The 22,456-nt window shown below is 62.1% G+C and carries 24 protein-coding genes and 2 pseudogenes; 12 read left to right on the plus strand and 14 right to left on the minus strand.

Features of this window, described 5'->3' with window-relative positions; translation table 11 throughout:
* On the plus strand, positions 1–1,023 hold the full coding sequence (locus KJY40_RS19465; protein ID WP_230731889.1) for a purine-nucleoside phosphorylase: 1,023 nt from the start codon (positions 1–3) through the stop codon (positions 1,021–1,023).
* A 3-nt stretch (positions 1,024–1,026) separates the two neighbouring features.
* On the opposite strand, the gene KJY40_RS19470 is transcribed toward KJY40_RS19465, so the two are convergent.
* From KJY40_RS19470 to KJY40_RS19480, 3 genes are all read right to left on the minus strand, one after another.
* Positions 1,027–1,983, minus strand: a complete 957-nt coding sequence (locus KJY40_RS19470) for a quinone oxidoreductase family protein (protein WP_230731892.1) — start codon at positions 1,981–1,983, stop codon at positions 1,027–1,029.
* A gap of 30 nt (positions 1,984–2,013) precedes the next feature.
* Entirely contained in the window at positions 2,014–2,187 is a 174-nt protein-coding gene (locus KJY40_RS19475; RefSeq protein ID WP_082302397.1) for a DUF1427 family protein, read from the minus strand.
* Positions 2,188–2,276: 89 nt separating this feature from the next.
* A complete protein-coding gene (locus KJY40_RS19480) occupies positions 2,277–3,065 on the minus strand; it encodes an AraC family transcriptional regulator (RefSeq protein WP_230731894.1) in 789 nt (262 codons plus the stop codon).
* A gap of 137 nt (positions 3,066–3,202) precedes the next feature.
* On the opposite strand from KJY40_RS19480, the gene KJY40_RS19485 reads away from it, so the two are divergent.
* Positions 3,203–3,430, plus strand: a complete 228-nt coding sequence (locus tag KJY40_RS19485) for a DUF6555 family protein (RefSeq protein WP_064597962.1) — start codon at positions 3,203–3,205, stop codon at positions 3,428–3,430.
* A gap of 37 nt (positions 3,431–3,467) precedes the next feature.
* Complete coding sequence (locus KJY40_RS19490; protein WP_230731896.1) at positions 3,468–3,740, plus strand: hypothetical protein; 273 nt, start codon at positions 3,468–3,470, stop codon at positions 3,738–3,740.
* Positions 3,741–3,764: 24 nt separating this feature from the next.
* On the opposite strand, the gene KJY40_RS19495 is transcribed toward KJY40_RS19490, so the two are convergent.
* From KJY40_RS19495 to KJY40_RS19505, 3 genes are all read right to left on the minus strand, one after another.
* The gene (locus tag KJY40_RS19495; RefSeq protein WP_074689145.1) at positions 3,765–3,932 is read right to left on the minus strand and encodes a metallothionein; all 168 of its coding nucleotides are present in this window, start codon (positions 3,930–3,932) and stop codon (positions 3,765–3,767) included.
* A 66-nt stretch (positions 3,933–3,998) separates the two neighbouring features.
* The gene (locus tag KJY40_RS19500) at positions 3,999–4,454 is read right to left on the minus strand and encodes a DMT family transporter (RefSeq protein WP_230731898.1); all 456 of its coding nucleotides are present in this window, start codon (positions 4,452–4,454) and stop codon (positions 3,999–4,001) included.
* Positions 4,454–4,945: a DMT family transporter gene (locus tag KJY40_RS19505; RefSeq protein ID WP_230731899.1), complete on the minus strand. Its 492-nt coding sequence runs from the start codon at positions 4,943–4,945 to the stop codon at positions 4,454–4,456. Before KJY40_RS19505 ends, KJY40_RS19500 begins: the two co-directional genes overlap by 1 nt.
* Before the next feature lie 111 nt (positions 4,946–5,056).
* Here KJY40_RS19505 and KJY40_RS19510 point away from each other — a divergent pair, with 111 nt between their 5' ends.
* A complete protein-coding gene (locus KJY40_RS19510; protein WP_230731901.1) occupies positions 5,057–5,992 on the plus strand; it encodes a LysR family transcriptional regulator in 936 nt (311 codons plus the stop codon).
* A 21-nt stretch (positions 5,993–6,013) separates the two neighbouring features.
* Here KJY40_RS19510 and KJY40_RS29720 read toward each other — a convergent pair whose 3' ends face one another.
* The 3 genes and pseudogenes from KJY40_RS29720 to KJY40_RS19520 all read right to left on the minus strand — a co-directional run bounded on the left by KJY40_RS29720 (position 6,014) and on the right by KJY40_RS19520 (position 9,220).
* Positions 6,014–6,835 carry a methyl-accepting chemotaxis protein gene (locus KJY40_RS29720; protein ID WP_371855536.1) on the minus strand — a complete coding sequence of 274 codons (822 nt, stop codon included), beginning with the start codon at positions 6,833–6,835 and terminating at the stop codon, positions 6,014–6,016.
* A gap of 84 nt (positions 6,836–6,919) precedes the next feature.
* Positions 6,920–7,696 (minus strand): annotated as a pseudogene (locus tag KJY40_RS29725) (cache domain-containing protein); the annotation flags it as partial.
* Between the two features lie 207 nt (positions 7,697–7,903).
* Positions 7,904–9,220, minus strand: coding sequence for a Na+/H+ antiporter family protein (locus KJY40_RS19520; protein ID WP_115078584.1), 1,317 nt, complete (start codon positions 9,218–9,220; stop codon positions 7,904–7,906).
* A gap of 1,457 nt (positions 9,221–10,677) precedes the next feature.
* On the opposite strand from KJY40_RS19520, the pseudogene KJY40_RS29730 reads away from it, so the two are divergent.
* Both KJY40_RS29730 and KJY40_RS29735 read left to right on the plus strand, forming a co-directional pair.
* Positions 10,678–10,824, plus strand: a pseudogene (locus tag KJY40_RS29730) (HAMP domain-containing protein); the annotation flags it as partial.
* Between the two features lie 102 nt (positions 10,825–10,926).
* Complete coding sequence (locus KJY40_RS29735) at positions 10,927–11,682, plus strand: methyl-accepting chemotaxis protein (RefSeq protein WP_371807414.1); 756 nt, start codon at positions 10,927–10,929, stop codon at positions 11,680–11,682.
* A gap of 39 nt (positions 11,683–11,721) precedes the next feature.
* Here the strand turns inward: KJY40_RS29735 and KJY40_RS19530 are convergent, their stop codons facing one another.
* Genes KJY40_RS19530 through KJY40_RS19545 form a run of 4 tightly spaced genes read right to left on the minus strand, consistent with a single transcriptional unit; the run spans position 11,722 to position 14,341 of the window.
* Positions 11,722–13,035, minus strand: a complete 1,314-nt coding sequence (locus tag KJY40_RS19530) for a sensor histidine kinase (RefSeq protein ID WP_230731908.1) — start codon at positions 13,033–13,035, stop codon at positions 11,722–11,724.
* The gene (locus tag KJY40_RS19535; protein WP_011335105.1) at positions 13,032–13,700 is read right to left on the minus strand and encodes a response regulator transcription factor; all 669 of its coding nucleotides are present in this window, start codon (positions 13,698–13,700) and stop codon (positions 13,032–13,034) included. The genes KJY40_RS19530 and KJY40_RS19535 overlap by 4 nt, the downstream gene beginning before the upstream one ends.
* A gap of 3 nt (positions 13,701–13,703) precedes the next feature.
* Entirely contained in the window at positions 13,704–14,030 is a 327-nt protein-coding gene (locus KJY40_RS19540; protein WP_230731912.1) for a PepSY domain-containing protein, read from the minus strand.
* Positions 14,030–14,341 (minus strand): PepSY domain-containing protein, encoded by a 312-nt coding sequence (locus tag KJY40_RS19545; RefSeq protein ID WP_230731916.1) that lies wholly within the window; start codon positions 14,339–14,341, stop codon positions 14,030–14,032. The genes KJY40_RS19540 and KJY40_RS19545 overlap by 1 nt, the downstream gene beginning before the upstream one ends.
* Before the next feature lie 149 nt (positions 14,342–14,490).
* Here KJY40_RS19545 and KJY40_RS19550 point away from each other — a divergent pair, with 149 nt between their 5' ends.
* The 6 genes from KJY40_RS19550 to KJY40_RS19575 all read left to right on the plus strand — a co-directional run bounded on the left by KJY40_RS19550 (position 14,491) and on the right by KJY40_RS19575 (position 21,376).
* Positions 14,491–15,570, plus strand: a complete 1,080-nt coding sequence (locus KJY40_RS19550) for a patatin-like phospholipase family protein (RefSeq protein WP_230731918.1) — start codon at positions 14,491–14,493, stop codon at positions 15,568–15,570.
* An 86-nt stretch (positions 15,571–15,656) separates the two neighbouring features.
* Positions 15,657–16,013: a 6-carboxytetrahydropterin synthase QueD gene (gene queD, locus KJY40_RS19555; protein ID WP_007955941.1), complete on the plus strand. Its 357-nt coding sequence runs from the start codon at positions 15,657–15,659 to the stop codon at positions 16,011–16,013.
* An 85-nt stretch (positions 16,014–16,098) separates the two neighbouring features.
* The gene (locus tag KJY40_RS19560) at positions 16,099–16,911 is read left to right on the plus strand and encodes an alpha/beta fold hydrolase (RefSeq protein WP_230731920.1); all 813 of its coding nucleotides are present in this window, start codon (positions 16,099–16,101) and stop codon (positions 16,909–16,911) included.
* A gap of 241 nt (positions 16,912–17,152) precedes the next feature.
* Positions 17,153–18,424, plus strand: a complete 1,272-nt coding sequence (gene codB, locus KJY40_RS19565; protein WP_230731925.1) for a cytosine permease — start codon at positions 17,153–17,155, stop codon at positions 18,422–18,424.
* 13 nt (positions 18,425–18,437) lie between these two features.
* The gene (gene codA, locus KJY40_RS19570) at positions 18,438–19,679 is read left to right on the plus strand and encodes a cytosine deaminase (RefSeq protein ID WP_230731928.1); all 1,242 of its coding nucleotides are present in this window, start codon (positions 18,438–18,440) and stop codon (positions 19,677–19,679) included.
* 131 nt (positions 19,680–19,810) lie between these two features.
* Positions 19,811–21,376 (plus strand): glucan 1,4-alpha-maltotetraohydrolase domain-containing protein, encoded by a 1,566-nt coding sequence (locus KJY40_RS19575; RefSeq protein WP_230731930.1) that lies wholly within the window; start codon positions 19,811–19,813, stop codon positions 21,374–21,376.
* A 10-nt stretch (positions 21,377–21,386) separates the two neighbouring features.
* On the opposite strand, the gene KJY40_RS19580 is transcribed toward KJY40_RS19575, so the two are convergent.
* Positions 21,387–22,382 carry a diaminopimelate epimerase gene (locus tag KJY40_RS19580; protein WP_230731932.1) on the minus strand — a complete coding sequence of 332 codons (996 nt, stop codon included), beginning with the start codon at positions 22,380–22,382 and terminating at the stop codon, positions 21,387–21,389.
* Between the last annotated feature and the right edge of the window lie 74 nt (positions 22,383–22,456).

The raw sequence follows: 22,456 nt of genomic DNA on the forward strand, positions 1-22,456 counted from the left end.
ATGAAAGCAATGACGCGTGTATCACTGGCCGCTGCGGCCCTGCTCTCCTCCACCGCCTGGGCGGCCGAGGCACCGATTCAACCGAAAGTGGTGCTGATCACCATGTTCGCCCCGGAAGCGCAAAACTGGATCGAGCGCCTCGAACTCAAGCAGGAAATCCGCGTGCCGGGCCTGTCGGCCGAGTATCCGGTTATCCGCTGCAACACGCAGCAGGTGTGTCTGATGACCACCGGCATGGGCCAGACCAACGCCGCCGCTTCGACCCTGGCACTGGCGCTGTCACCGAAATTCGACCTGCGCAAAAGCTACTTCCTGATCGCCGGGATTGCCGGCATCAGCCCGAAACACGGGACCATTGGCACCGCTGCCTGGGCGCACTATCTGGTGGAATTCGGCACCCAGTGGGAACTGGATTCACGCGATGCGCCCTCGAGCTGGCCGACCGGTTACCTCGGTATCAACACCAAAGGCCCGAACGAAAAACCGCCGCTGGACTACAAGACCGAGGTCTTCGAACTCAACCCGAAACTGCAGGCCAAGGCCTTCGCCCTGAGCCACAAGGTCGAACTGAGCGAGAGCAAGGAATCGGCGGCGTGGCGCCAGAAATACCCGGCAGCACCGGCCAATCAGCCGCCGGTGGTCACCCGCTGCGACACGCTGGCGGGCAACACCTGGTTCTCCGGCACACGCCTGAGCGAACGCGCCGAGGTCTGGACCAGACTGCTGACCGACAACAAGGGCGAATACTGCACCACCCAACAGGAAGACAACTCCACCTACGAGGCGTTGTTGCGCGCCAGCCGCGAGGGCCTGGTGGACGTGCAGCGCCTGGCCGTGGTGCGCGCCGGCTCCGACTTCGACCGCCCGGCGCCGGGCGGCAGCGAAGTCGACAACCTGCTCAAGTACGCCGACCAGGGCGGATTCGTGCCGGCGCTGGAAAACCTCTACCGCACGGGTAATCCGCTGGTGCAGGACATCCTCAAGCACTGGTCGGCGTGGGAGCACGGCGTGCCGGACGCTTAAGGATCAAGGCATCAGGATGACCTTGTCGCCGCTGCCCTGGTTCACATCGGCATAGCGCGCCAGCCCTTCGGCCAACGGTGCTTCGACCAGTCCTTGCGGCAATGGCAGCAAGTCTTCGTCGAAGAACCGGCCGAACTGCTCGAGCATCGCCGCACAGGCTTCAACGCCGTACAGCAAAGAGTTGATGCCGACCACGGAGCCGCCCTTGCGATACAGGGCCAGCGCCGGCAGTTGCACATGGCCGTCCACCGGCGCGGCGATGATCGCAATACGCCCGAACGGTGCCAGCGCTGGTACCGAGGCCGGCAGCCAGAACCCGGTGGTGTCGAAGATCACGTCGGCGCCGCCGCGGTATACCGCATTGACCTGCGCGCCGAGCTCTTCAGGCTTGTCCAGCTGGATCGTCTGATATCCCTGCGCCTGCAAATCCTTGACCTGCTCCGGCCGCCGCGCCGCCGCCAGCAACTGCGCGCCACGCACCTTGGCCAACGCCAGTGCCGCCGTCGCCACCGCCCCGCCACCGATCACCAGCAAACGGGTTTCGGCACTCACCAGACTGCGCTCCAGCGCATCCCACGCCGTGGTGTAAGGCACACCGAGGCTGGCAGCCTGGGTGAAACTCAGGTGCGAAGGTTTGTGCGCCACGCCATTGGCCGGCAGTTTGACGAACTGCGCATGAGAGCCATCGGCGAAAAAGCCAAGCTCGCGCCCGGTGCCCCAGACTTCCTGACCGATCAACGCCTGCGGCCCTTCGACCACCACCCCGGCAAAGTCCCGCCCGGGAATACGCGGCAGCGTGGTGTAAGGGAAACGCCCGAGCACATTCTTCACGTCGCTGGGATTGAGGCCCGCAGCCTTGATCTGCACCAGCACCTCGTCGGCCCCCGGCACCGGCGTCGGCACCTCGACGAAGCGCAGGGAAGACAGGTCGCCGGTTTTATCGAATTGCAGTGCTTTCATGAGCTCATCCACCGAATGAAAAAAGGAAATTCAGGACAACCAGCCGTTGACCAGTTGCCGACCCAGCGGCCACAACTGCTCGCCCGCCAGCATGCCCAACAGGCCGACCAGCGCGATGGCCGGCGGCGCCGGAGAACGGAAATCCAGCGCGCCATACAACAGGCCGACACCCAGACCGATGCCCAGGGAAATCAGGTAGTTCATGGGATCACTCCGCCACATAAAGGGAATGGGCAAAGTCTAGGGAAGGCTGTGCGAAAGCACCGGCCAAGGACTTCTGAATTTCGGCCAAATCAGCCCGGAAGCTGCCCGGCACTGAACTGCGAAGGCGCCACGCCCAACTCGCGGCGGAACATGTCGCTGAAACTGCTCGGCGAATAACCCAGCTCCCGGGCAATCGCGCTGACCGGCACGCCCTGGATCAACTCGGCCACTGCCGTCGCCAGTTGCACCTGACGCCGCCACTCGGCGAAGCCCATGCCCAGCCCTTCCTTGAACAACCGCGCCAGGGTGCGCACGCTGGCCCCGGCGTTTTCGGCGTGCTGCTCGAAAGGAATGTCCAGCGACGGCGCCGCCATGACCGCCTGACACAGACTCATCAGCCGCCGGTCGGCATCGTCCGGCATCGGGATCTTCAACTGCGAACGCCTTGCGCGTTTCAGCTCCAGCAGCGCCAGTCCGACCAGCGCCTCGTAATACTCGGCATCGCCGCTGTCGCCCTGCGCCACCAGCCCGACAATCAATTCACGCAGCAGACCACCGACCTCAATCACCTGCACCGTCTGATCCAGCGTCGCCGCCAGCGCCGGGCGCAGGTAGATATTGCGCATCTGCAAATCCGACACCACCCGAATCCCGTGCGGCACCCCCGGCGGCAACCACACCGCCCGCTGCGGCGGCACCACCAGCGCCTCGTGCGGGGTCTCGACCCACATCACGCCGCTCATCGCATACAGTAACTGCCCCCAGACATGCTCGTGCGGCTCGATGAACAAGCCACGCGGATACGTACGCGCCAGCGGCTGCACCGGCACATCGGTATCACTCAGATCGGGGGGAGCGGCGAGGGCCATGGCGAACATTCATCGGGGTTGGCGGAAGCGCCATGGTAACCAGTCCGCCCCCTCGCTCGCCATTGATAGATACCGTCGGACAATCCGAGTGAATTTTCCCGGTGCCCAGCGATCCTTCTATTACCACAGGGAGGAAGAACGGCTTTATGAACAACGCAAAACTGTACGTTATCGATTACACCCTTCACGGCACGCCAAAGTCGTTCATTATCCGCTCGGACAAAATGGACAACACCGAGGCGTGGCACTGGGCCAGCTGCGACGCCGGGGTGGGCCGCATCCCGCGCTTCGGCCGGGAGAAAGTGCAAAAGACCAGCAAGCCGATGGCAGAAAAATTCGGCGTGGAAAACGTCACGTGGCGACCGGCAAGCTAAGCTTGCGCGCAGACGGGGACTCTTTCGGGGAACACACATGACGACCATCAGCAGCCCGGCGCATCTGGACTACAGCCTGGACACCGCAACCGGGCGGGTCACCCGAAGCATCGACTGCCCGGTTGGCCTGGAACCCGTCGAAAACGATCCCTACTGCTTCGCCCTGCGCGTCCCGGCCCCACAACCGGAAGACCTCGAACAGGCCGTTACCATCGACGTCCGGGTCGACGGCCGACGCCTGCAAGGCACCGTCCGCCACACTGAACGCCTGGACGACGACAGCCTGAAACTGCAAGTGGAGCCTGATTAGGCTCCACTTTTTCAATACCCACGATTACTTGGGATGCGCACACTGACACCCCTTGCCAGAACATTCCTCACCACTCTTGTGATGATGCGCACACGCCTCACAGCAATAATGCTTACCGTGCGCCACATAAGAATGCTCACCCTCCTTGATCGTGCAACGACATCCCGGACAATCGCATTTTCTATCTGCCATGGAACAGACTCCTTTGGTGGTGGTTGTCTGAGGCTGAAAGAACAAGCCGTGCTACCAGTGTAGATGTCAGTCCGCTTGCCGCACGCTACTGCGATACATGAAAACCAGCGCCAGCCCCAAACAAACCATCGCCAAAACCCGCGCCCCCGAAAGCTCAATCGCCGGATTCCCCAACCACCCAAAATTATCGATCAGCATCCCCATTCCAAGCTGCCCGACAATCACCGCCACCGTCGCCACGGCCGTACCGACACGCGGTACGGCGCCAACCATGACCATCATGTAAACCACCCCAAACAAAGCCCCACTCAACTGCCACTTCGGCACATCCAGCAGACTGACCGCATGTGCCGGCTCGAAAAACAGAATCAGCAATCCGGTCGAAACAGCCCCCACCACAAACGTCAACAAACTACTGCGCAACACCCCAACGGTTTCCCCAAGACGCCCATTGATCGCCGCCTGCACACTCAACACCGCACCGGCCAACACCACCACCGCCAACAAAATAACCAGACTCATCACTCACCCCGCGCAATCAAAACCAAAGCCGCCACAATCAACCCCAACGCCAGCCACCGCTCAGCATTGACCTTCTTGCGCGTAGCCCCAAACCACCCGAAATGGTCAATCAACACACTCTTGCCAACCTGCCCCGACAAAATCGCAATCATCGTCATCGCAATCCCGATATGCGGCGTCGCCAACGTCAACACCACCACATACATCGGCCCCAGAAACCCGCCGATCAACTGCCAGCGCGGCAGATCCGTCAGCGCCGGTCCCTTCTGTGGCCCCGCAAACAGCAACAGCAAAAACAGAATCGCCGACCCGACCCCGAAAATGCTCAAGGTCGCCCACAAATGCCCGACCTGTTCACTCAACGGCCCGAGCAATCCGGCCTCAACCGACAAACCCATGCCGGCCAGGATCACCAGCGGCAACAGCAACAAACGCAAACCAGGCCGGGCGACCGGGGCCGGCGCGGCACTCACTTCATCAAACGACTGCATCTGAAAATCCTCTGAAAGAAACGATGGCGCGGATTATCGGCTGGCGCATCTGTGCGATAAATGGGAGCATCCAGACAACACTTTTGCGCAACTCGCACAGCAGGACACACGATGCACGGGCTCAACGAACTGGGATTCAAGGCGCTAAGGCTGTTTGTGGCGGTGCTCGACCATGGCAGTTTTTCCGAAGTCGCCCGCCGTGAGGGCGTTGCGCCCTCCTCGATTTCCCGGCAGATCCAGCTGATGGAGCAAGCGCTGAATCAGCAATTGCTCTACCGCCACACCCGCGCAGTCACGCCGACCGAAGCCGGGCGCATGCTCGGTCACCACGCGCGGCTGGTGCTGGTGCAACTCGAAGAAGCCGAACAGGCGTTGCAGGAACAGCAAAGCGAACCGACCGGCCTGGTGCGGATCAACGCCCCGGTGGTGTTCGGCGAACGCCACCTGACGCCATGGCTCGGCCGTTTGTGCGAGCGCTATCCGAAGCTGCAACTGGACATCCAGCAGACCGACCACTACATCGATCCGCTGCAGGAAGGCGCCGACCTGCTGTTCCGCATCGGCCCGCTGCACGACTCGAGCATGCAGGCGAGGATCCTCGCGCCGCACCGCTTTCAGGTCGCAGCAAGTCCCGCGTATCTCATGCGATTTGGCACACCACAGCATCCCGACGATCTCGCCCGCCACCAGTGCCTGGCCTACAAGGGCGCGACCGGTCAGCAGCGCTGGTTCTTCCGTCAGGATCAGGGCGAGTGGACACCCTATTCGGTCAAGGGCCCGATCACCGGCAACCACGCGGACACGTTGACCCAGGCCGCTGTGCAAGGGCTGGGGCTGGTGATGTTTCCGTCATGGCTGATCGGCGAGGCGGTGCGTGAGGGCACGCTGGTGCCGGTGCTGGGGGGTTATCAGGTGTCGAACAGTGTGGAGCCGCAGCAGATTTCGGTGCTGTGGCCGGGGAGCCGGCGGTTGTCGGTGAAGGTGCGGACTGTGATTGATTTCTTTATGGAGTGTTTTGGCGAGGTGCCGTATTGGGACAGACCCTGACGGTCTGTCCCGACTACGCCATCAGATACGGAACTGGCCAACCAACTTGCCCAACCGCTGCCCCAGATCCGCCAGACTCCGCGAAGTCTGCGCGCCCAATTGGGTCTCATCCGCCACGTTATCCACCGCCACCGCAATTTGATGCACGCTGCGGTTGATCTCTTCCGCCACAGCGGTCTGCTCCTCGGCAGCACTGGCAATCTGCGCGTTCATCGAGTTGATGGTCGCAATCAGATCCGCCATCGCATCCAGCGACGCTCCCGCCTGATTGGCCTGGGCCGACGTGCCGTCACCCGCCTCGCTGGAACGGCGCATGGCTTCCACCGCCGACTGCGTCCCCGCCTGCAAGCGATCAATCATCCCCTGAATTTCCTGAGTGCTGATCTGCGTGCGCGAAGCCAGCGCCCGTACCTCGTCCGCCACCACCGCAAACCCGCGCCCGGCCTCACCGGCCCGGGCCGCTTCGATCGCGGCGTTGAGTGCCAACAGGTTGGTCTGTTCGGCGATCGAGCGGATCACCCCGAGCACGCCGACAATCGACGACACGTCCTGTTGCAGGCTGTCGAGGGACACGCCGCTGCTGCGGATGTCGTCCACCAGCGCATGAATCTGCTTGATGCTGCCGGCCACCACGCGCTTGGCGGTCTGGCCTTCTTCGTCGGTCTGCTGCGCGGCGACGGCGGCGTTCTGCGCGCTCTTGGCGACTTCTTGCGCGGCCGCAGACATTTCGTTGATTGCCGTGGCGACCTGATCGGTTTCGTGGCGCTGACGCTCCATGGCCTGATCGGAGCGCTGGGCCTGATCCGACACTTGCGTCACCAGCCCGGTCAGTTGCGACGTCATCTCGGTGATCTGCCGCACCAGGCCGTGGATCTTGTCGACGAAACGGTTGAACGAGCCGGCCAGTTCGCCGAGTTCGTCCTGGCTGGTGATGCTCAGGCGGCGGGTCAGGTCGCCCTCGCCCGCCGCGATGTCATCGAGGTTGGCTTTCATCAGGGTCAGCGGTCGCAGAATGGTGTTGGCCAGCAGCATCCCCGCCGCCGCGATCACCAGCAGTACCACCACCGCCACGCCGACGATGCTCAGCACCACGCCCTGCATGCGTTCCTGCACCTTGGCCTCGACCACCGCCACTTGCGCCTCGATGCCGTCGAGGTTGACCGACGTACCGACCGCCATGTCCCACTTCGCCAGGTATTCGGTGTAGCCGAGTTTCGGCACCAGCACTTGCGCGTTGCCCGGCAACGGCGAGCTGTATTGCAGGTAGTGGGAGCCGTCCTTCGCCACTTTCACCAGGTCGCGGTTGACGTAGACGCCGTTCGGGTCGCGGTTGTCCTTGAAGCTTTTGCCCACACCTTCGGGGTCGTTGGCCTTGAACAGGCGCACGGTCTCGGAGTCGTAGCCGAAGAAGTAGCCGTCCTTGCCGTACTTGATGCTCGACAGCAACTTGATCACCTGCGCCCGCGCGTCGGCGTCACCGGGGGCGGCAGCGTCGTACAACGGTTTGATGGTGGTCATGGCCACGGCGACATAACTGGCCAGGGTGGCCTTGGCGTCGCCGAGCAAGCGTTCGCGGGTCTGTTCGACCTCCTTGCGCGCCTGTTCCTGAAGGATGAACAGCGTGGTCAGGCTGATCACCAGCGCAAAGAGCAAGACCGGAAGGACGGCAAGGGACAGGACTTTAGCCTTGAGACTCAGGCGCATTGGGGGCTCACTTTTTTGGTTTTGTTGGCGTGGTTAAAGGCTTTAACGGCACGCGAAACCAAAAGTTGAGCCTGGAGACACCTCATGTCCTTGTGGGAGCGGGCTTGCCCCGGGCGGCGATCCGACGATAGCGGTGTCTCAGTCACATAAATATTGAATGTACGGACGCCATCGCGGGCAAGCCCGCTCCCACAGGGAGTTTGGTTGTTACAGGACCATCGCGGCCACCCAGCCAAACGCCAACAACGGCAGGTTGTAGTGCAGGAAGGTCGGGACCACGGTGTCCCAGATGTGGTGATGCTGGCCGTCGATGTTCAGGCCGGAGGTCGGGCCAAGGGTCGAGTCCGACGCGGGCGAACCGGCATCGCCCAAGGCACCGGCCGTCCCGACGATGCAGACAATGGCAATCGGGCTGAAGCCCAGTTGCACGCACAGCGGCACGAAAATCGCCGCCAGGATCGGCACCGTGGAAAACGAAGAACCGATCCCCATCGTCACCAGCAATCCGACCAGCAGCATCAGCAACGCACCGATGCCCTTGCTGTGATTGATCCAAGAGGCCGACGACTCGACCAGGGTCTGCACCTCGCCGGTGGCCTTCATCACTTCGGCGAATCCGGAAGCGGCGATCATGATGAAGCCGATCATCGCCATCATCTTCATGCCTTCGGTGAACAGGTCATCCGTCTCGCGCCATTTGACGATGCCCGACGCCGAAAAGATCAGGAAACCGGATAGCGCCCCGATAATCATCGAGTCCAGCAGCAGCTGAATAATGAAGGCCGCCGCAATGGCGACACCGGCGATCAACAGGCTCCGCGGGTTGTATTGCACCGCCACCTGCTCGACCTGCTCGATTTTCCCCAGGTCGTAGACGCGCTTCTTGCGATAGCTGATGAACGCCATGCCCAGGCCGGCCAGCATGCCCAGCGCCGGAATGCCCATGGCATGCGTGACGTTGATACCGCTGATGTCCACGCCACTGCGGGCAACGTTGGCCAGCAGGATCTCGTTGAGGAAAATGTTGCCGAAGCCTACTGGCAAGAACATGTACGGCGTGATCAGGCCGAAGGTCATGACGCAGGCGATCAACCGGCGGTCCAGTTGCAGCTTGGTCAGTACATATAAAAGCGGCGGCACCAGCAGCGGAATGAACGCGATATGAATCGGCAGGATGTTCTGCGAGGCGATCGCCACCACCCACAGCAGGCCGATCAGCAGCCATTTGACGCTGCCGCCACCGGTCGCATGCTGGCGGTCGACCATCGCCAGAGCCTTGTCGGCCAGCGCGTGGGCCAGGCCGGACTTGGCAATCGCCACGGCGAAAGCGCCGAGCAACGCGTAGGACAACGCCACCGTCGCCCCGCCACCCAGGCCACTGTTGAAAGCCTTGAGCGTGGCGTCGATGCCCAGACCACCGGTCAGGCCACCGACCAGCGCACCGACGATCAACGCGATCACCACATGCACACGGGACAGGCTGAGGATCAGCATGACGCCGACCGCAGCAATCACTGCATTCATTTCACTACCTCAAAAACACGACGGTAAAGCCATTCACCGCCAGACAGGATGAGTCCGGCCGGCAAGCCATGAGGGTCGCCAGCGGATTTGCATAGAGGGTCTTATTAGAAGGGCGCGCACTGTGCCGCAGAGCGGGCGCAGTGTCAAAGCGAGTGGTCGCGCCACTGTGTAACTTTGCATGATCAAAGCGCTGAAGATGGCATATCCGCCACAACATGCGTCAATTCGCCATATTGCATTTACGCCATAAAGAAAGACGAAACGCGGCCGTTACAGTGCAAAGTCTCAGATATTTATCGAATAAGGACGTCTCCATGTCGCTCAGACAACTTTCCATCCAATGGAAAATCACCCTGCTCGCCGGGCTCTGCCTGGCCGGTATCGTGACCCTGTTGGTGGGTCTTTCGCTGTATCGCATGGAGCACAGTTCCGAACTGGTGAAAGCTTCGAGCATGGAAATGCTCACCGAATCGGCTCAGGCTCGCATCGAATCCCAGGGTGAAGTGCAGGCGGCGGGCATTCGCCAGCAGTTCATGGACGCCTATCAATATGGCCACGGTTTCTCGCGTCAGGTGCTGTTTCTGCGTGAACAGGCCGAGAAGCGCTTCCTCGATGCCTTCGACCTGCGCGAGGACATGACCCGTCAGGTGAAATCGGCGCTGCAGGCCAACCCTGATCTGCTCGGTCTGTCGCTGGTATTCGAAGCCAACGCGCTGGACGGCAAGGACGAACTGTTTGCCGGCCAGGCTGAACTCGGCAGCAACGACAAGGGCCGCTTTGCCCTGTACTGGTCGCAACCGACCCCGGGCAAAGTCACCTCGATGGCGCTGCCGGAAAGCGACATGGCCGACACCAGCACCGGCCCCAGCGGTCAGGCCGCCAACGCCTGGTTCACCTGCCCGCGCACCACGCTCAAGCCGTGCGTGATCGAACCCTACTTCTATGTGATCGACGGGCAAAAGGTGCTGATGACCAGCATCGTGTTCCCGCTGATGGTCAACGGCAAAGTCATCGCCTCGCTGTCGGTGGACATCAACCTCAACAGCCTGCAAGCGATCAGCCAGAGCGCCAGCAAAAAGCTCTACGACGGCCAGACCGCCGTGAGCATCATTAGCCCCGCCGGCCTGCTCGCCGGTTACAGCCCGGACGCCAATAAACTCAGCCAGCGTCTGGATGCCGTGGACACCGCCAGCGGCGCCGAACTGCTGCTTCTGCTCGCTTCGAGCCACACCGTCAGCAGCCTGCACAGCAAGGCGCAACTGAAAGTGCTGTCGCCGTTCCAGCCGATTCCCGGCGGCCCGTCGTGGGGCGTGCTGCTCGATGTGCCGGAAAAAGTCTTGGTAGAACGCGCCGAAGCGCTCAAGCAACAACTGGATGCCAGCAATACTTCGGGCACCCTGATCGAACTGAGCCTGGGCGTACTCGCCGCGCTGATCGGCCTGTTGCTGGTGTGGCTGATGGCACGCAGCGTGACCAAGCCGATCCTTGGCGTAGCGCACATGCTGGAAGACATCGCCAGCGGTGAAGGCGACCTGACCCGTCGTCTGGCCTACGACAAAAAAGATGAACTCGGCCAGTTGGCCGGTTGGTTCAACCGTTTCCTCGACAAACTGCAACCGATCATCGCCGAGGTGAAACGCTCGGTGCAGGATGCGCGCAACACTGCCGACCAGTCTTCGGCCATCGCCACCCAGACCAGCGCCGGCATGGAGCAGCAATACCGTCAGGTCGATCAGGTGGCCACCGCGTCTCACGAAATGAGCGCCACCGCTCAGGACGTGGCCCGCAGCGCGGCGCAAGCCGCCGAAGCCGCCAAAGATGCCGATCGCGCCACCCGTCAGGGCCTGACCGTGATCGACCGCACCACCGCCAGCATCGACACCCTCGCCGCCGACATGAGCGCCGCGATGGTGCAGGTCGAAGGCCTGGCTGCCAACAGCGAGAAGATCGGCACGGTGCTGGAAACCATCCGCGCCATCGCCGAACAGACCAACCTGCTGGCCCTCAACGCCGCCATCGAAGCCGCCCGCGCCGGTGAAGCCGGACGCGGTTTTGCGGTAGTGGCCGACGAAGTGCGCAACCTCGCCCGCCGAACTCAGGAGTCGGTGGAAGAAACCCGCCAGGTGATCGAGCAGTTGCAGAACGGCACCCAGGACGTGGTCGGCTCGATGGGCAACAGCCATCGTCAGGCCCAGGGTAGCGTCGAACAGGTCGGCCAGGCCGTGACCGCGCTGCGCCAGATCGGCGATGCGGTGACGGTGATCAGCGACATGAACCTGCAGATTGCCAGCGCTGCCGAAGAGCAGAGCGCGGTGGCCGAAGAGATCAACAACAACGTGGCGACGATTCGTGATGTAACGGAATCGCTGTCGGGGCAGGCGAATGAATCGGCGCGGGTGAGTCAGTCGCTCAATAGCCTGGCGAATCAGCAGCAGAGCTTGATGGATCAGTTTCGCGTCTGACGCTCAAGCCCGCTCACCACAAACCTTGTGGGGGCGGGCTCACCGCCGAGGCAACTGAATCTCCACCTTCAACCCACCCCACTCACTTTCGCCAAGCACCAGCACCCCACCCCACGTCTCGACAATATCCCGCACAATCCCCAGCCCCAACCCATGCCCGTGGGTCTGCTCATCCAGCCGCGCCCCCCGGCTGAACACCTGAGCCCGCTGCGCCTCGGGAATCCCCGGCCCGTCGTCTTCCACGCTCAGCACAAAACCTTCAGCCGTTTCGACCACGCTGAGGCGCACCTCGGCATCCGCCCATTTGCAGGCGTTGTCCAGCAGGTTGCCGAGCAGTTCCAGCAAGTCTTCACGATCCCACGGCAATTGCAGGCCCGGAGGGGACACATGACTCAGTTCCAGATGTTCGCCGTGGATCATGTTCAACGTCGACAGCAGCCCCGGCAGTTCCGCATCACAATCGAACAACGCTCCCGGCAACGCATCACCAGAGAGCCGCGCACGGTTGAGCTCGCGGTTCAGTCGCTGCTGCACCTGTTCGAGTTGTTCCTTGAGAATCTTGCGCAGCTCCGGGTGCGCGTCGAGCCTTTCACTCGACGCCAGACTGAGCAGCACCGCCAACGGGGTTTTCAACGCATGTCCAAGGTTGCCCAGGGCGTTGCGCGAACGCTTGAGACTGTCTTCGGTGTGCGCCAGCAAATGGTTGATCTGCGCCACCAGCGGCTCAAGTTCTTCCGGCACTTGTTCATCGAGTTGTGAACGCTGGCCCTGCTGCAACTGGGCGATCTGTTCGCGAGCCTTTTCCAGCGGCCGCAACGCGCGGCGCACGGTCAGGCGTTGCAACAACAGAATCAGCAACAACCCGGCCAGCCCGAGGCCGAGACCGATCTGGCGCATGCGCTGGAAGCTCTCGCGCACCGGCGTGTAATCCTGGGCGACGCTGATGGAAATCGACTGGCCGAGCCGTCGATAGTCCGAACGCAGTACCAGCAATTGCTGACCGTCCGGCCCCAGTTGCAGGTTGCTGTGCAGGCCCGGACGCTCGAGCATCGGCAGCTCCTGATCCCACAGCGAACGGGAGCGCCAGTGGCTGTCGGCAAAATCGATGCGGAAATAATGCCCGGAAAACGGCCGCTGATAGGCCGGCGACAAGTGTCGCTCATCCAGCTGCAAACCCTGCGGGCCGCGCACCAAAGCCACCAGCAGGTTTTCACTGTCGTTGCGCAGCCCCGCTTCGAGGTAACGCTGCAAGCCCACTTCGAACAGCCACAGGCTGGTTTGCGCCAGCACCAGGCCGACGATCACCATCACACTGATCAGACCCAGGCTCAAACGGCGCTGGATCGATCTCACGAAGCCTGTCCGCCAAACAGATAACCCTGACCGCGACGGGTTTCGATCACGCTTTTGCCGAGTTTGCGCCGCAGGTGATTGACGTGGACTTCAAGCACGTTGGAATCGCGCTCGGTCTCACCGTCGTAGAGGTGCTCGGCGAGGTGGCTCTTGGAGAGGATCTGTTCCGGGTGCAGCATGAAGTAGCGCAGCAGACGGAATTCAGCGGCGGTCAATTGAATGTCGGCGCCATCACGCACGACACACTGGCGGCCCTCGTCCAGGTGCAGCCCGGCGGCCTTGAGTGTCGGCTGGTTGGCCTGGCCCTTGGAGCGGCGCAACAGCGACTGGATGCGCAGATACAGTTCTTCCGGATGGAAGGGTTTGGTCAGGTAATCGTCGGCACCGGCCTTCAGGCCTTCGATGCGCTCGGCCCAGGAATCACGAGCGGTGAGGATCAGCACCGGAATCGTCAGACCGCCGGCGCGCCATTGCGCCAGCACCTCAAGCCCCGGTACACCGGGCAGACCGAGGTCGAGGACAATCAGGTCATAGGGCTCGCTGCTGCCCTGATAGACCGCATCGCGCCCGTCCGCCAGCCAGTCCACCGCGTAGCCCTGACGTTGCAGGCCAGCGAGCAATTCATCGGCCAGCGGCACGTGGTCTTCCACCAGAAGCAAGCGCATCGGTCAATCTTCCTTGTCTTTGATCAGGTTGCCGGTGGCGGCCTCGAAATGCAGTTCGCGAGCCACGCCTTCGACGGTCAGCAGTTCGACTTCATAAATGTAGACGTCGTGCTTCTCTTCAAGCTCGGCTTCGAGCAGTTTCGCGTCGGGATAGCGCTCCATTGCTTTATGCAGCACTTGCTCCAGCGGCAGAATCACGCCCTGCTGACGCAGGCGAAGGGCTTCGTCCTGATTGAGGTCGCGCGCAAGCGTCACCGAGCAGAATGCAACGAGCGCCAGGGCCAGAAGGCCCGTGGCGCGCGTCGATGAATTAGGCAAAAACAATTTCATTAAGTGTCCTGATGGTCCTTGCGCAGCAGCCCGTCGCTTGCGTCCAGTTCCAGCTCCCATTCCACACCCTGCGGGTCTTTCAGCTCGATCTGGTATAGGTAAATGCCATAACGCCTTTCCAGCTCGATATCGATCAGGGTCGAATCCGGATGGCGCGCCATGGCCGTGGCCTTGACGGTTTCAATCGGCACAATGGTACCAGCGTCGATCAGCTTCCGGGCCTCATCTGCGTGCAGGTCGCAGGTATGGGCACGGTTGGCGGTGAGACCGAACAGCAGGAACGCGATGAACAGGCTCGCGAGGATTTTCATGGAGGTCTCCGTCTGTGGGGTGTTGCTTCCTTGGCTGCCACCTTATCGAGAAGAACTTAACTGAAACTGAATGGCCATCATTTCGCCCGCCCCTGCAGGACCGGCAACATGTGCTTATAATCTTTCGCTTGCTAACGATCGAGACCGGTATGACCGCCATTCACATCAAGTTCCCGTCCCTCACCCTCAAGGCCGGCCCCCGGGCCATGGCGCGCATTCGCGCCCAAGGCCTGAACGCCGCCGACGTCGGCACCCTGCCCGGCGCCGCTGGTGGGCCCAAGGCGCTGGGGATTCAGGGGCTGGATCTGGCGTTGTTCGGCGAGTGGCTGCCGGCGGCGCCGCGCGAGCGTTCGCTGATCGGTGCGTCGGTGGGTTCCTGGCGCTTCGCCAGCGCCTGTCTGCCGGACGCCGCCGAAGGCATCCGCCGTCTCGGTCATCTGTACACCGAGCAGAACTTCAACAAAGGCGTGACCATTGCAGAGGTCAGCCGCAGTTCGCAGCGTATGCTCGATGACCTGCTCGACGGCCGCGATGCCAGCCTTCTGACCAACGCCCATTACCGCTTGAACATCATGGTGGTCAAAAGCCACGGCGGGCTGGCGGACGACCATCGCGGCCGGCTCGGGCTGGCGCTGGGCTCGGTGATCGCCGACAACCTGCGGGGCCGCGCGCGGCTGTCGCGGCACTTCGAACGGCTGATCATCCACGACCCGCGCCTGGCGCCGCCGGTGCATGCGCTGAATGACTTCCCGTCGCGTTTCGTCGCTCTCGATGCCACGAACCTGCGCCAGGCGCTGCTGGCCTCGGGTTCGATCCCGATGGTCATGGAAGGCGTGCGCGACCTGCCGGGCGCCGGTGCCGGCACGTTCCGCGACGGCGGTCTGCTCGACTATCACCTCGACCTGCCCTACAGCGGCGACGGCATCGTGCTCTATCCGCACTTCACCGACCGGGTGATTCCGGGCTGGTTCGACAAGACCCTGCCATGGCGCAAAGCCTCGGTCGAACGCTTGCAGGACGTGCTGTTGCTCGCGCCGTCCAAGGAATACCTGGCGCGCCTGCCCTACGGCAAACTCCCCGACCGTAACGACTTCAAGCGCTTCATGGGCGATGCGCCGAGCCGGCAGAAATACTGGCGCGCGGCGATGGACGAGAGCCGCCGGATGGGCGACGAATTCCTTGAACTGACTGCCAATGGTCGCCTCGCCGAGCGCGTGCTGACCCTTTAGTCAGCACAGGCGAAGACAAGCTGGTAAACTCGCCGCCTGCCCGAATTCGCTGCGGCGAACGCCATCTGAACAGAGCTGAAATCACTGTGGAAATCTTCAAGGAATTTACGTTCGAATCCGCCCACCGCCTGCCCCACGTACCGGACGGCCACAAGTGCGGACGCCTGCACGGTCACTCGTTCAAAGTGGCGATTCACCTGAGCGGCGACCTCGACCCGCATACCGGCTGGATCCGTGATTTCTCCGAGATCAAAGCGATTTTCAAGCCGCTGTACGAGCGTCTGGACCACAATTACCTGAACGACATTCCGGGCCTCGAGAACCCGACCAGCGAAGTCCTGGCCAAATTCATCTGGAATGAATTGAAGCCCCTGCTGCCGGAACTCAGTGCGATCCGCATCCACGAGACCTGCACCAGCGGCTGCATCTATCGCGGCGAGTAAATCCCGCGACACAAAAAAACCACCGAGACCGGTGGTTTTTTTACGCCTATGCTTTTTGGCTCGAACCCGCCAAGAGGACAGGTCCATGACGGACTGGCTGCTGGATCAGGTCTTTGATTTCAACGGGCGACAGATTCGCCACGGGGTGCGTGGCGACGGCCCGCCGCTGGTGTTCGTGCACGGCACGCCCTTCTCGTCTTACGTGTGGCACCGCATCGCGCCGCACTTTTTCGCCACACACCGGGTGCATTACTTCGACCTGCTGGGCTACGGGCAATCCGAGCAACCGGACGCCGATGTCTCCCTCGGCGTGCAGAACGAATTGCTGGCGCAACTGCTGGATCACTGGAACCTGCAACGCCCGGACGTGGTCGCCCACGACTTCGGCGGTGCCACCGTGCTGCGCGCACATCTGCTCAACGGCAAGGATTACCGCAGCCTGACCCTGATCGACCCGGTGGCGCTGACACCGTGGGGCTCGCCGTTCGTGCAGCACGTGCGCCAGCATGAAGCGGCGTTCAGCGGTCTGCCGGATTACATCCAGCGCGCCATCGTCCCGACCTATATTCGCGGGGCGATTCACCGGGAAATTCCCGATGACGAACTGGCGCCCTACGTGCAGCCGTGGCTGGGCGACCCGGGGCAAGCGGCGTTCTACCGGCAGATTGCGCAGATGGACCAGCGCTACACGCAGGAAGTACAGCCGCTGTACCCGACGATCCGTTGCCCGGTGCAGATTCTCTGGGGTGAAGAGGATCAGTGGATTCCCATCGAACACGGACGTGAGTTGCACAAGATGATTCCGGGATCGCAGTTTCATCCGATTCCGAATGCCGGGCATCTGGTGCAGGAAGATGCGCCTGAGGCCATTGTCGCCGCGCTGCTGCGCTTCTTGTGAGCCGAAACATAACCCGTGGGAGCCAGCCTGCTGGCGATAGGGCCGGCACATTCAACATTTGCGTTGTTTGACACACCGCCCTCGCCAGCAGGCTGGCTCCTACATTGTGCTTTGGTGGATGCAGGCGCACCGCTTTCGCGCCAAATCCGTCACCTCGTCTATACATAACCCCGTCAATCCGTGACTGGCACGACCGCTGCAACCTCTTCGCGTCCTCCCCTTTCCAGCAAGGAACGCCCCCATGACGCAGAACGATCCCGGCAACGATTACCCCCTCAGTGAAGTGCCGATGCACGCACGCAAAGGCCTGGCCTCCACGGCGATGGTGCTGTTGGGTTTCACCTTCTTCACCGCGACCATGTTTGCCGGCGGCAAGCTCGGCGTGGCGTTCAACTTCGGCGAAATGCTCGCCGTCATCGTCATCGGCAACCTGCTGCTCGGCGTGTACGCCGCAGGCCTGGGTTACATCGCCTTCAAGAGCGGCCTGAATTCGGTGCTGATGGGGCGCTTCTGTTTTGGCGAAGTCGGCAGCAAGCTCAGCGACCTGATCCTCGGGTTCACGCAGATCGGCTGGTACGCCTGGGGCACCGCGACGGCGGCGGTGGTGCTCGGCAAATATTTCGATCTGAACGAAGCCACGGTGCTGGGGCTGATGGTGCTGTTCGGCCTGGTGTTCTGCGCCACAGCGTATGTCGGTTATCGCGGCCTGGAAATTCTGTCGTACATCGCGGTGCCGGCGATGATGTTGCTGCTGATGCTGTCGATGTGGGTTGCGACCGTGAAAGTCGGCGGCCTCGATGGCTTGCTGGCCGTGGTGCCGACCGGTTCGCTGGACTGGTCCACCGCCATCACCCTGGTGTTCGGCACCTTCGTCAGCGGCGCGACCCAGGCCACCAACTGGACGCGTTTCTCGCGTTCGGCGCGGGTCGCGGTGCTGGCCAGCCTGATCGGTTTTTTCATCGGCAACGGCCTGATGGTGCTGATCGGCGCCTATGGCGCAATCGTCTATCAACAGCCCGATGTGGTTGAAGTGTTGCTGCTGCAAGGTTTCGCCATGGCGGCGATGGCCATGCTGTTGCTGAACATCTGGAGCACCCAGGACAACACTATCTACAACTTCGCCGTCGCCGGCTGCAACCTGCTGCGCACCGGTCGCCGCAAGACCGTGACCCTGGCCGGTGCGGTGATCGGCACGCTGCTCGCGCTGTTGGGCATGTATGACATGCTGGTGCCTTATCTGATCCTGCTCGGCACCGTGATTCCGCCGATTGGCGGCGTGATCATGGCGGACTTTTTCTACCGCTGGCGCGGGCGTTATCCGCGTCTGGCCGACGCACGGTTACCGGCGTTCAACTGGCCGGGGCTCGCGGCTTACGCGGCCGGGACCGTCGCAGCATTCGGCTCGCCGTGGGTCGCGCCGCTGGTCGGGATCGCCGTTGCCGCGTTAACGTATATCGCAGTGACCGGCCTGCTCGGCGCCCGCAACGCGGCCGCCCCTCTACAAGATCTATAAAAGGATTCGCCCGATGCACATCATCAACGCCCGACTGCGCAACCAGGAAGGTTTGCACGAATTGCACCTCGAAGACGGCCTGATCCGCAGCATCGCGCGCCAGACCGAAGCGCCGACCCTGGGCCCCGACGACCTCGATGCCGGCGGCAATCTGGTGGTGCCGCCCTTTGTCGAGCCGCACATTCACCTCGACGCCACCCTGACCGCCGGCGAGCCACGCTGGAACATGAGCGGCACGCTGTTCGAAGGCATCGAATGCTGGGGCGAGCGCAAGGTCACCATCACCCAGGAAGACACCAAAACCCGGGCGAAGAAAACCATTCAGACCCTCGCCGCCCACGGCATCCAGCACGTGCGCACCCACGTCGACGTCACCGATCCGCAGCTCACTGCGCTCAAGGCGATGCTCGAAGTGCGCGAAGAAAGCCGTCACCTGATCGACCTGCAAATCGTCGCGTTCCCCCAGGAAGGCATCGAGTCGTTCCGCAATGGCCGCGAGCTGATGGAAGAAGCGATCCGCATGGGCGCGGACGTGGTCGGCGGGATTCCGCATTTCGAGTACACCCGCGACCAAGGCGTCAGCTCGGTGAAGTTCCTGATGGACCTGGCCGAGCGTACTGGCTGTCTGGTGGACGTGCACTGCGACGAAACCGACGACCCGCATTCGCGCTTCCTCGAAGTGCTGGCCGAAGAGGCCCGCAGCCGCGACATGGGCGCCCTCGTGACCGCCAGCCACACCACTGCGATGGGCTCCTACGACAACGCCTACTGCGCCAAACTGTTCCGTCTGCTCGGGCATTCGGGGATCAGTTTTGTCTCCTGCCCGACCGAAAGCATTCACCTGCAAGGGCGCTTCGACAACTTCCCGAAACGCCGGGGCGTGACCCGCGTCAACGAACTGCTCGAAGCCGGTATGAACGTCTGTTTCGGCCAGGATTCAATCGTCGATCCGTGGTATCCGCTGGGCAACGGCAACATCCTGCGGGTACTCGAAGCCGGTCTGCACATCTGCCACATGCTCGGTTACCGTAACCTGCAAAGCGCGCTGGATCTGGTCACCGACAACAGTGCCAAGGCCATGCACCTAGGTGAGCGCTACGGTCTGGAACAGGGCCGCCCGGCGAACCTGCTGATCCTGTCGGCGGACAGCGATTACGAAGTGATCCGCAGCCAGGGCCTGCCGCTGTATTCGATCCGCAACGGCAAGGTGCTGATGAAGCGCCAGATGCCGGTGGTGGAATTCATGGAGGGTTGATCGACCGTTATGAACCGGGACGGCTTTATTGCAAAACGATAGAGCCGACCTGTCAGATCTGACAGGCGACAATTGCTGCGAACAGGCCCACAGTGAAGTCCAAGGGATCCATCGTTCCCGGGGGGACGATCATGAAAGGGACTTCACCATTTCGCCTGATACTCACTGTCTGCCTGACCTTCGCCACAACGACAACGGCGATGGCCGCCGTTCGCAACGGCAGTGGTGAAGAGATCCTGCTGCAAGGCTTTCACTGGAACTCAAGCCGCAATCAAACGCCCTGGTATTCGGTACTTGCGCAGCAGGCGAAGACCATTGGCGACGACGGCTTCACGCTGATCTGGATGCCGCCGCCGTGGACCGATTCCTCGCAGTGGAATACACCCACGGCTGCTGGCGGCGGTGAAGGATACTTCTGGAACAGCTTCGACAAGAACGGCCGTTACGGCAGTGATCAGCAACTCAAACAAGCGGTGCTGGCGCTCAATAGCGCGGGCGTGAAAGTCGTCTACGACGTCGTGCCCAATCACATGAGCGATAAAGCGGTCTATTCAATGTTCCCGAGAGGAACCAACGAATGGCGGCAGGACTGCATTCAATGCGATGAAGGTGACCCGTTCATGGATGGCGCAGCCGACCTGAACACTGCCAATCCGACAGTCTTGGACGCCTTCCAAAAAGAATTCACCAATCTGCGCGACAACTACGGCGCTCAAGGCCTGCGCTTTGACTTCGTCCGTGGTTATGCGCCACAAACTGTCGATCGCTGGATGAACGTCTTCGGCAACCAGCAATTCTGCGTCGGCGAAAACTGGAAAGGCCCGAACGAATACCCTCAGGGCGACTGGCGACGCAGTGCAAGCTGGCAGGATGCGCTCAAGGATTGGTCGGATCGTTCGCACTGCACGGTGTTCGATTTTGCCCTCAAGGAGCGCATGCAGAACGGCTCGCTCGCTGAGTGGCGCCACGGTTTGAATGGCAATCCGGATCCCGCCTGGCGCGCAATCGCGGTGACCTTCGTCGACAATCACGACACCGGTTACTCACCTGGCGCCTACGGCGGCCAACATCACTGGGCGCTGCCCGATCCACTGGTCAATCTGGCTTACGCCTACATCCTCAGCAGTCCCGGCACACCGACCGTGTACTGGCCGCACATGTACGACTGGCAACGCGATCAACTGATCCGGCAATTGATCAAATTGCGCAAGGGCGCGGGTATCCGTGCTGACTCGCCGATTCGCTTCAACACAGCCTATTCGGGACTGGTCGCCACAACGTCGGGCGTGAGCGGGACGTTGGTGATCGCGCTGAAGTCCGATCTGCAACAGTTGCCGCAGGGCATGGGCACGCCGACCTTGAGCTGGGACAACGGCGATATCCGGATCTGGAACACATCGGTCGAACCGGCGGCGACCAAAGTCAACGTCCACTGCGACAATGCCAATCCACAACCCGGTGAACGCGTCTATGCTGTCGGGTCGTCACTGGAATTCGGCGCGTGGGACCCACAGCATGCGGTGTCGCTGACGCTGAACAACAACCGCTGGAGCACAACCGTTGAGGTGCCAGGTCAGCAAAAACTCGAGTGGAAGTGCATCGTGCGCGGCCAGGCTCCGACAGCGGTGTATTGGCAGGCCGGTGCGAATAACGCATTCACCAGCGGTGCCGTGACCGACACTGTCGGGCGCTTCTGATCTCGAGGTTTCAGCTGTTTTCGTCGCGCACTGCGGTGCCGAACAGACGCACGCCTGTCAGTTCTCCATTGCACTCCTCCAGCAGGATCGGCGCGGTTCCGCCCGGCATCACCACCTGCACTTCTCCCGCCGACACCCAGCCCACCCGCCACGCCGCACTCGCCACCGCACTGGCGCTGGTGCCGGACGAGGCGGTCGGGCCCTCTCCCCGTTCGAATACACGCGCAACGATGCGTTGATCGCCTGCGCGCGTCGCCCATTGCAGGTTGACCCCGGCCGGACACGGCTGGCCGGCGCCCGTGGGCATGGCGAAGGCGATGGCGGTCAGACTGTCCGCCAGCGGCGATTCAAGCATCTGCGCGTTGCTCGGCAATGCGGCTTCAGCCGGCAGCAGCGTCACGCAGTGCGGATTGCCGATGCGTACGAACTCGCTGTAAGCCCAGGCGGGATCAAGCTGCGCCAACGGTCGAACTCGGCTGATTTCCACACCGTTGAACGGAACAGGTTCAACGCCGAAAGCACTGACGGCTGCCGGGCCGAATCCGGGTTGCCCGAGATCCAGCCAAAAGCCCTGCACGCCCGCCACCTCAGCCGGTTGGACCGAGATCGGCACGGGCGACTGCGCATCCTGTTTGTCGTGATGCACCTGCAACGATGCGCCCTGCTCTGGCATCAGCCCCTGCTCAAGCAGTGCCTGAGAAAAAATCGTCAGACCGTTGCCGCTGCGCTCGGCCAGCGTGCCGTCGGTGTTGACGATCAGCAGATCGAAGGGCGGCGAGGACTGAAACGGGCCGATCAGCAAGCCATCGCTGCGAGGATGCCTGGCATCGACGGGCCGGATTGCGTCAGGCCATTGGCAGAATGTCGCGATGGCCTGCTCGCTCCAGATGGCTCTGGATGACGCCGCCTCTTGTGCGTTGGTCGGCAGGTCGATGCCCGCCTCACGCACCTGTAGGGGTGGAATCACGCCATAGATATTGCCGCGCGCATCGTAAAACTTTGCCATCTCTTTTCCTGCGTTCAGGTTGCTGTCTGCGCTCCACTGTATCGCCTGACGGGATCGACAATCACGTGGAAATA

This window comes from Pseudomonas fitomaticsae, assembly GCF_021018765.1.
GTDB lineage: Bacteria > Pseudomonadota > Gammaproteobacteria > Pseudomonadales > Pseudomonadaceae > Aquipseudomonas > Aquipseudomonas fitomaticsae.

Coding starts and splice junctions, on each gene's coding strand:
- KJY40_RS19465 (WP_230731889.1), top strand. CDS start 1: ATGAAAGCAATGACGCGTGTATCACTGGCCGCTGCGGCCCTGCTCTCC.
- KJY40_RS19470 (WP_230731892.1), bottom strand. CDS start 1,983: ATGAAAGCACTGCAATTCGATAAAACCGGCGACCTGTCTTCCCTGCGC.
- KJY40_RS19475 (WP_082302397.1), bottom strand. CDS start 2,187: ATGAACTACCTGATTTCCCTGGGCATCGGTCTGGGTGTCGGCCTGTTG.
- KJY40_RS19480 (WP_230731894.1), bottom strand. CDS start 3,065: ATGTTCGCCATGGCCCTCGCCGCTCCCCCCGATCTGAGTGATACCGAT.
- KJY40_RS19485 (WP_064597962.1), top strand. CDS start 3,203: ATGAACAACGCAAAACTGTACGTTATCGATTACACCCTTCACGGCACG.
- KJY40_RS19490 (WP_230731896.1), top strand. CDS start 3,468: ATGACGACCATCAGCAGCCCGGCGCATCTGGACTACAGCCTGGACACC.
- KJY40_RS19495 (WP_074689145.1), bottom strand. CDS start 3,932: ATGGCAGATAGAAAATGCGATTGTCCGGGATGTCGTTGCACGATCAAG.
- KJY40_RS19500 (WP_230731898.1), bottom strand. CDS start 4,454: ATGAGTCTGGTTATTTTGTTGGCGGTGGTGGTGTTGGCCGGTGCGGTG.
- KJY40_RS19505 (WP_230731899.1), bottom strand. CDS start 4,945: ATGCAGTCGTTTGATGAAGTGAGTGCCGCGCCGGCCCCGGTCGCCCGG.
- KJY40_RS19510 (WP_230731901.1), top strand. CDS start 5,057: ATGCACGGGCTCAACGAACTGGGATTCAAGGCGCTAAGGCTGTTTGTG.
- KJY40_RS29720 (WP_371855536.1), bottom strand. CDS start 6,835: ATGACGTCGCAACTGACCGGGCTGGTGACGCAAGTGTCGGATCAGGCC.
- KJY40_RS19520 (WP_115078584.1), bottom strand. CDS start 9,220: ATGAATGCAGTGATTGCTGCGGTCGGCGTCATGCTGATCCTCAGCCTG.
- KJY40_RS29735 (WP_371807414.1), top strand. CDS start 10,927: ATGGAGCAGCAATACCGTCAGGTCGATCAGGTGGCCACCGCGTCTCAC.
- KJY40_RS19535 (WP_011335105.1), bottom strand. CDS start 13,700: ATGCGCTTGCTTCTGGTGGAAGACCACGTGCCGCTGGCCGATGAATTG.
- KJY40_RS19540 (WP_230731912.1), bottom strand. CDS start 14,030: ATGAAATTGTTTTTGCCTAATTCATCGACGCGCGCCACGGGCCTTCTG.
- KJY40_RS19545 (WP_230731916.1), bottom strand. CDS start 14,341: ATGAAAATCCTCGCGAGCCTGTTCATCGCGTTCCTGCTGTTCGGTCTC.
- KJY40_RS19550 (WP_230731918.1), top strand. CDS start 14,491: ATGACCGCCATTCACATCAAGTTCCCGTCCCTCACCCTCAAGGCCGGC.
- KJY40_RS19560 (WP_230731920.1), top strand. CDS start 16,099: ATGACGGACTGGCTGCTGGATCAGGTCTTTGATTTCAACGGGCGACAG.
- codB (WP_230731925.1), top strand. CDS start 17,153: ATGACGCAGAACGATCCCGGCAACGATTACCCCCTCAGTGAAGTGCCG.
- codA (WP_230731928.1), top strand. CDS start 18,438: ATGCACATCATCAACGCCCGACTGCGCAACCAGGAAGGTTTGCACGAA.
- KJY40_RS19575 (WP_230731930.1), top strand. CDS start 19,811: ATGAAAGGGACTTCACCATTTCGCCTGATACTCACTGTCTGCCTGACC.
- KJY40_RS19580 (WP_230731932.1), bottom strand. CDS start 22,382: ATGGCAAAGTTTTACGATGCGCGCGGCAATATCTATGGCGTGATTCCA.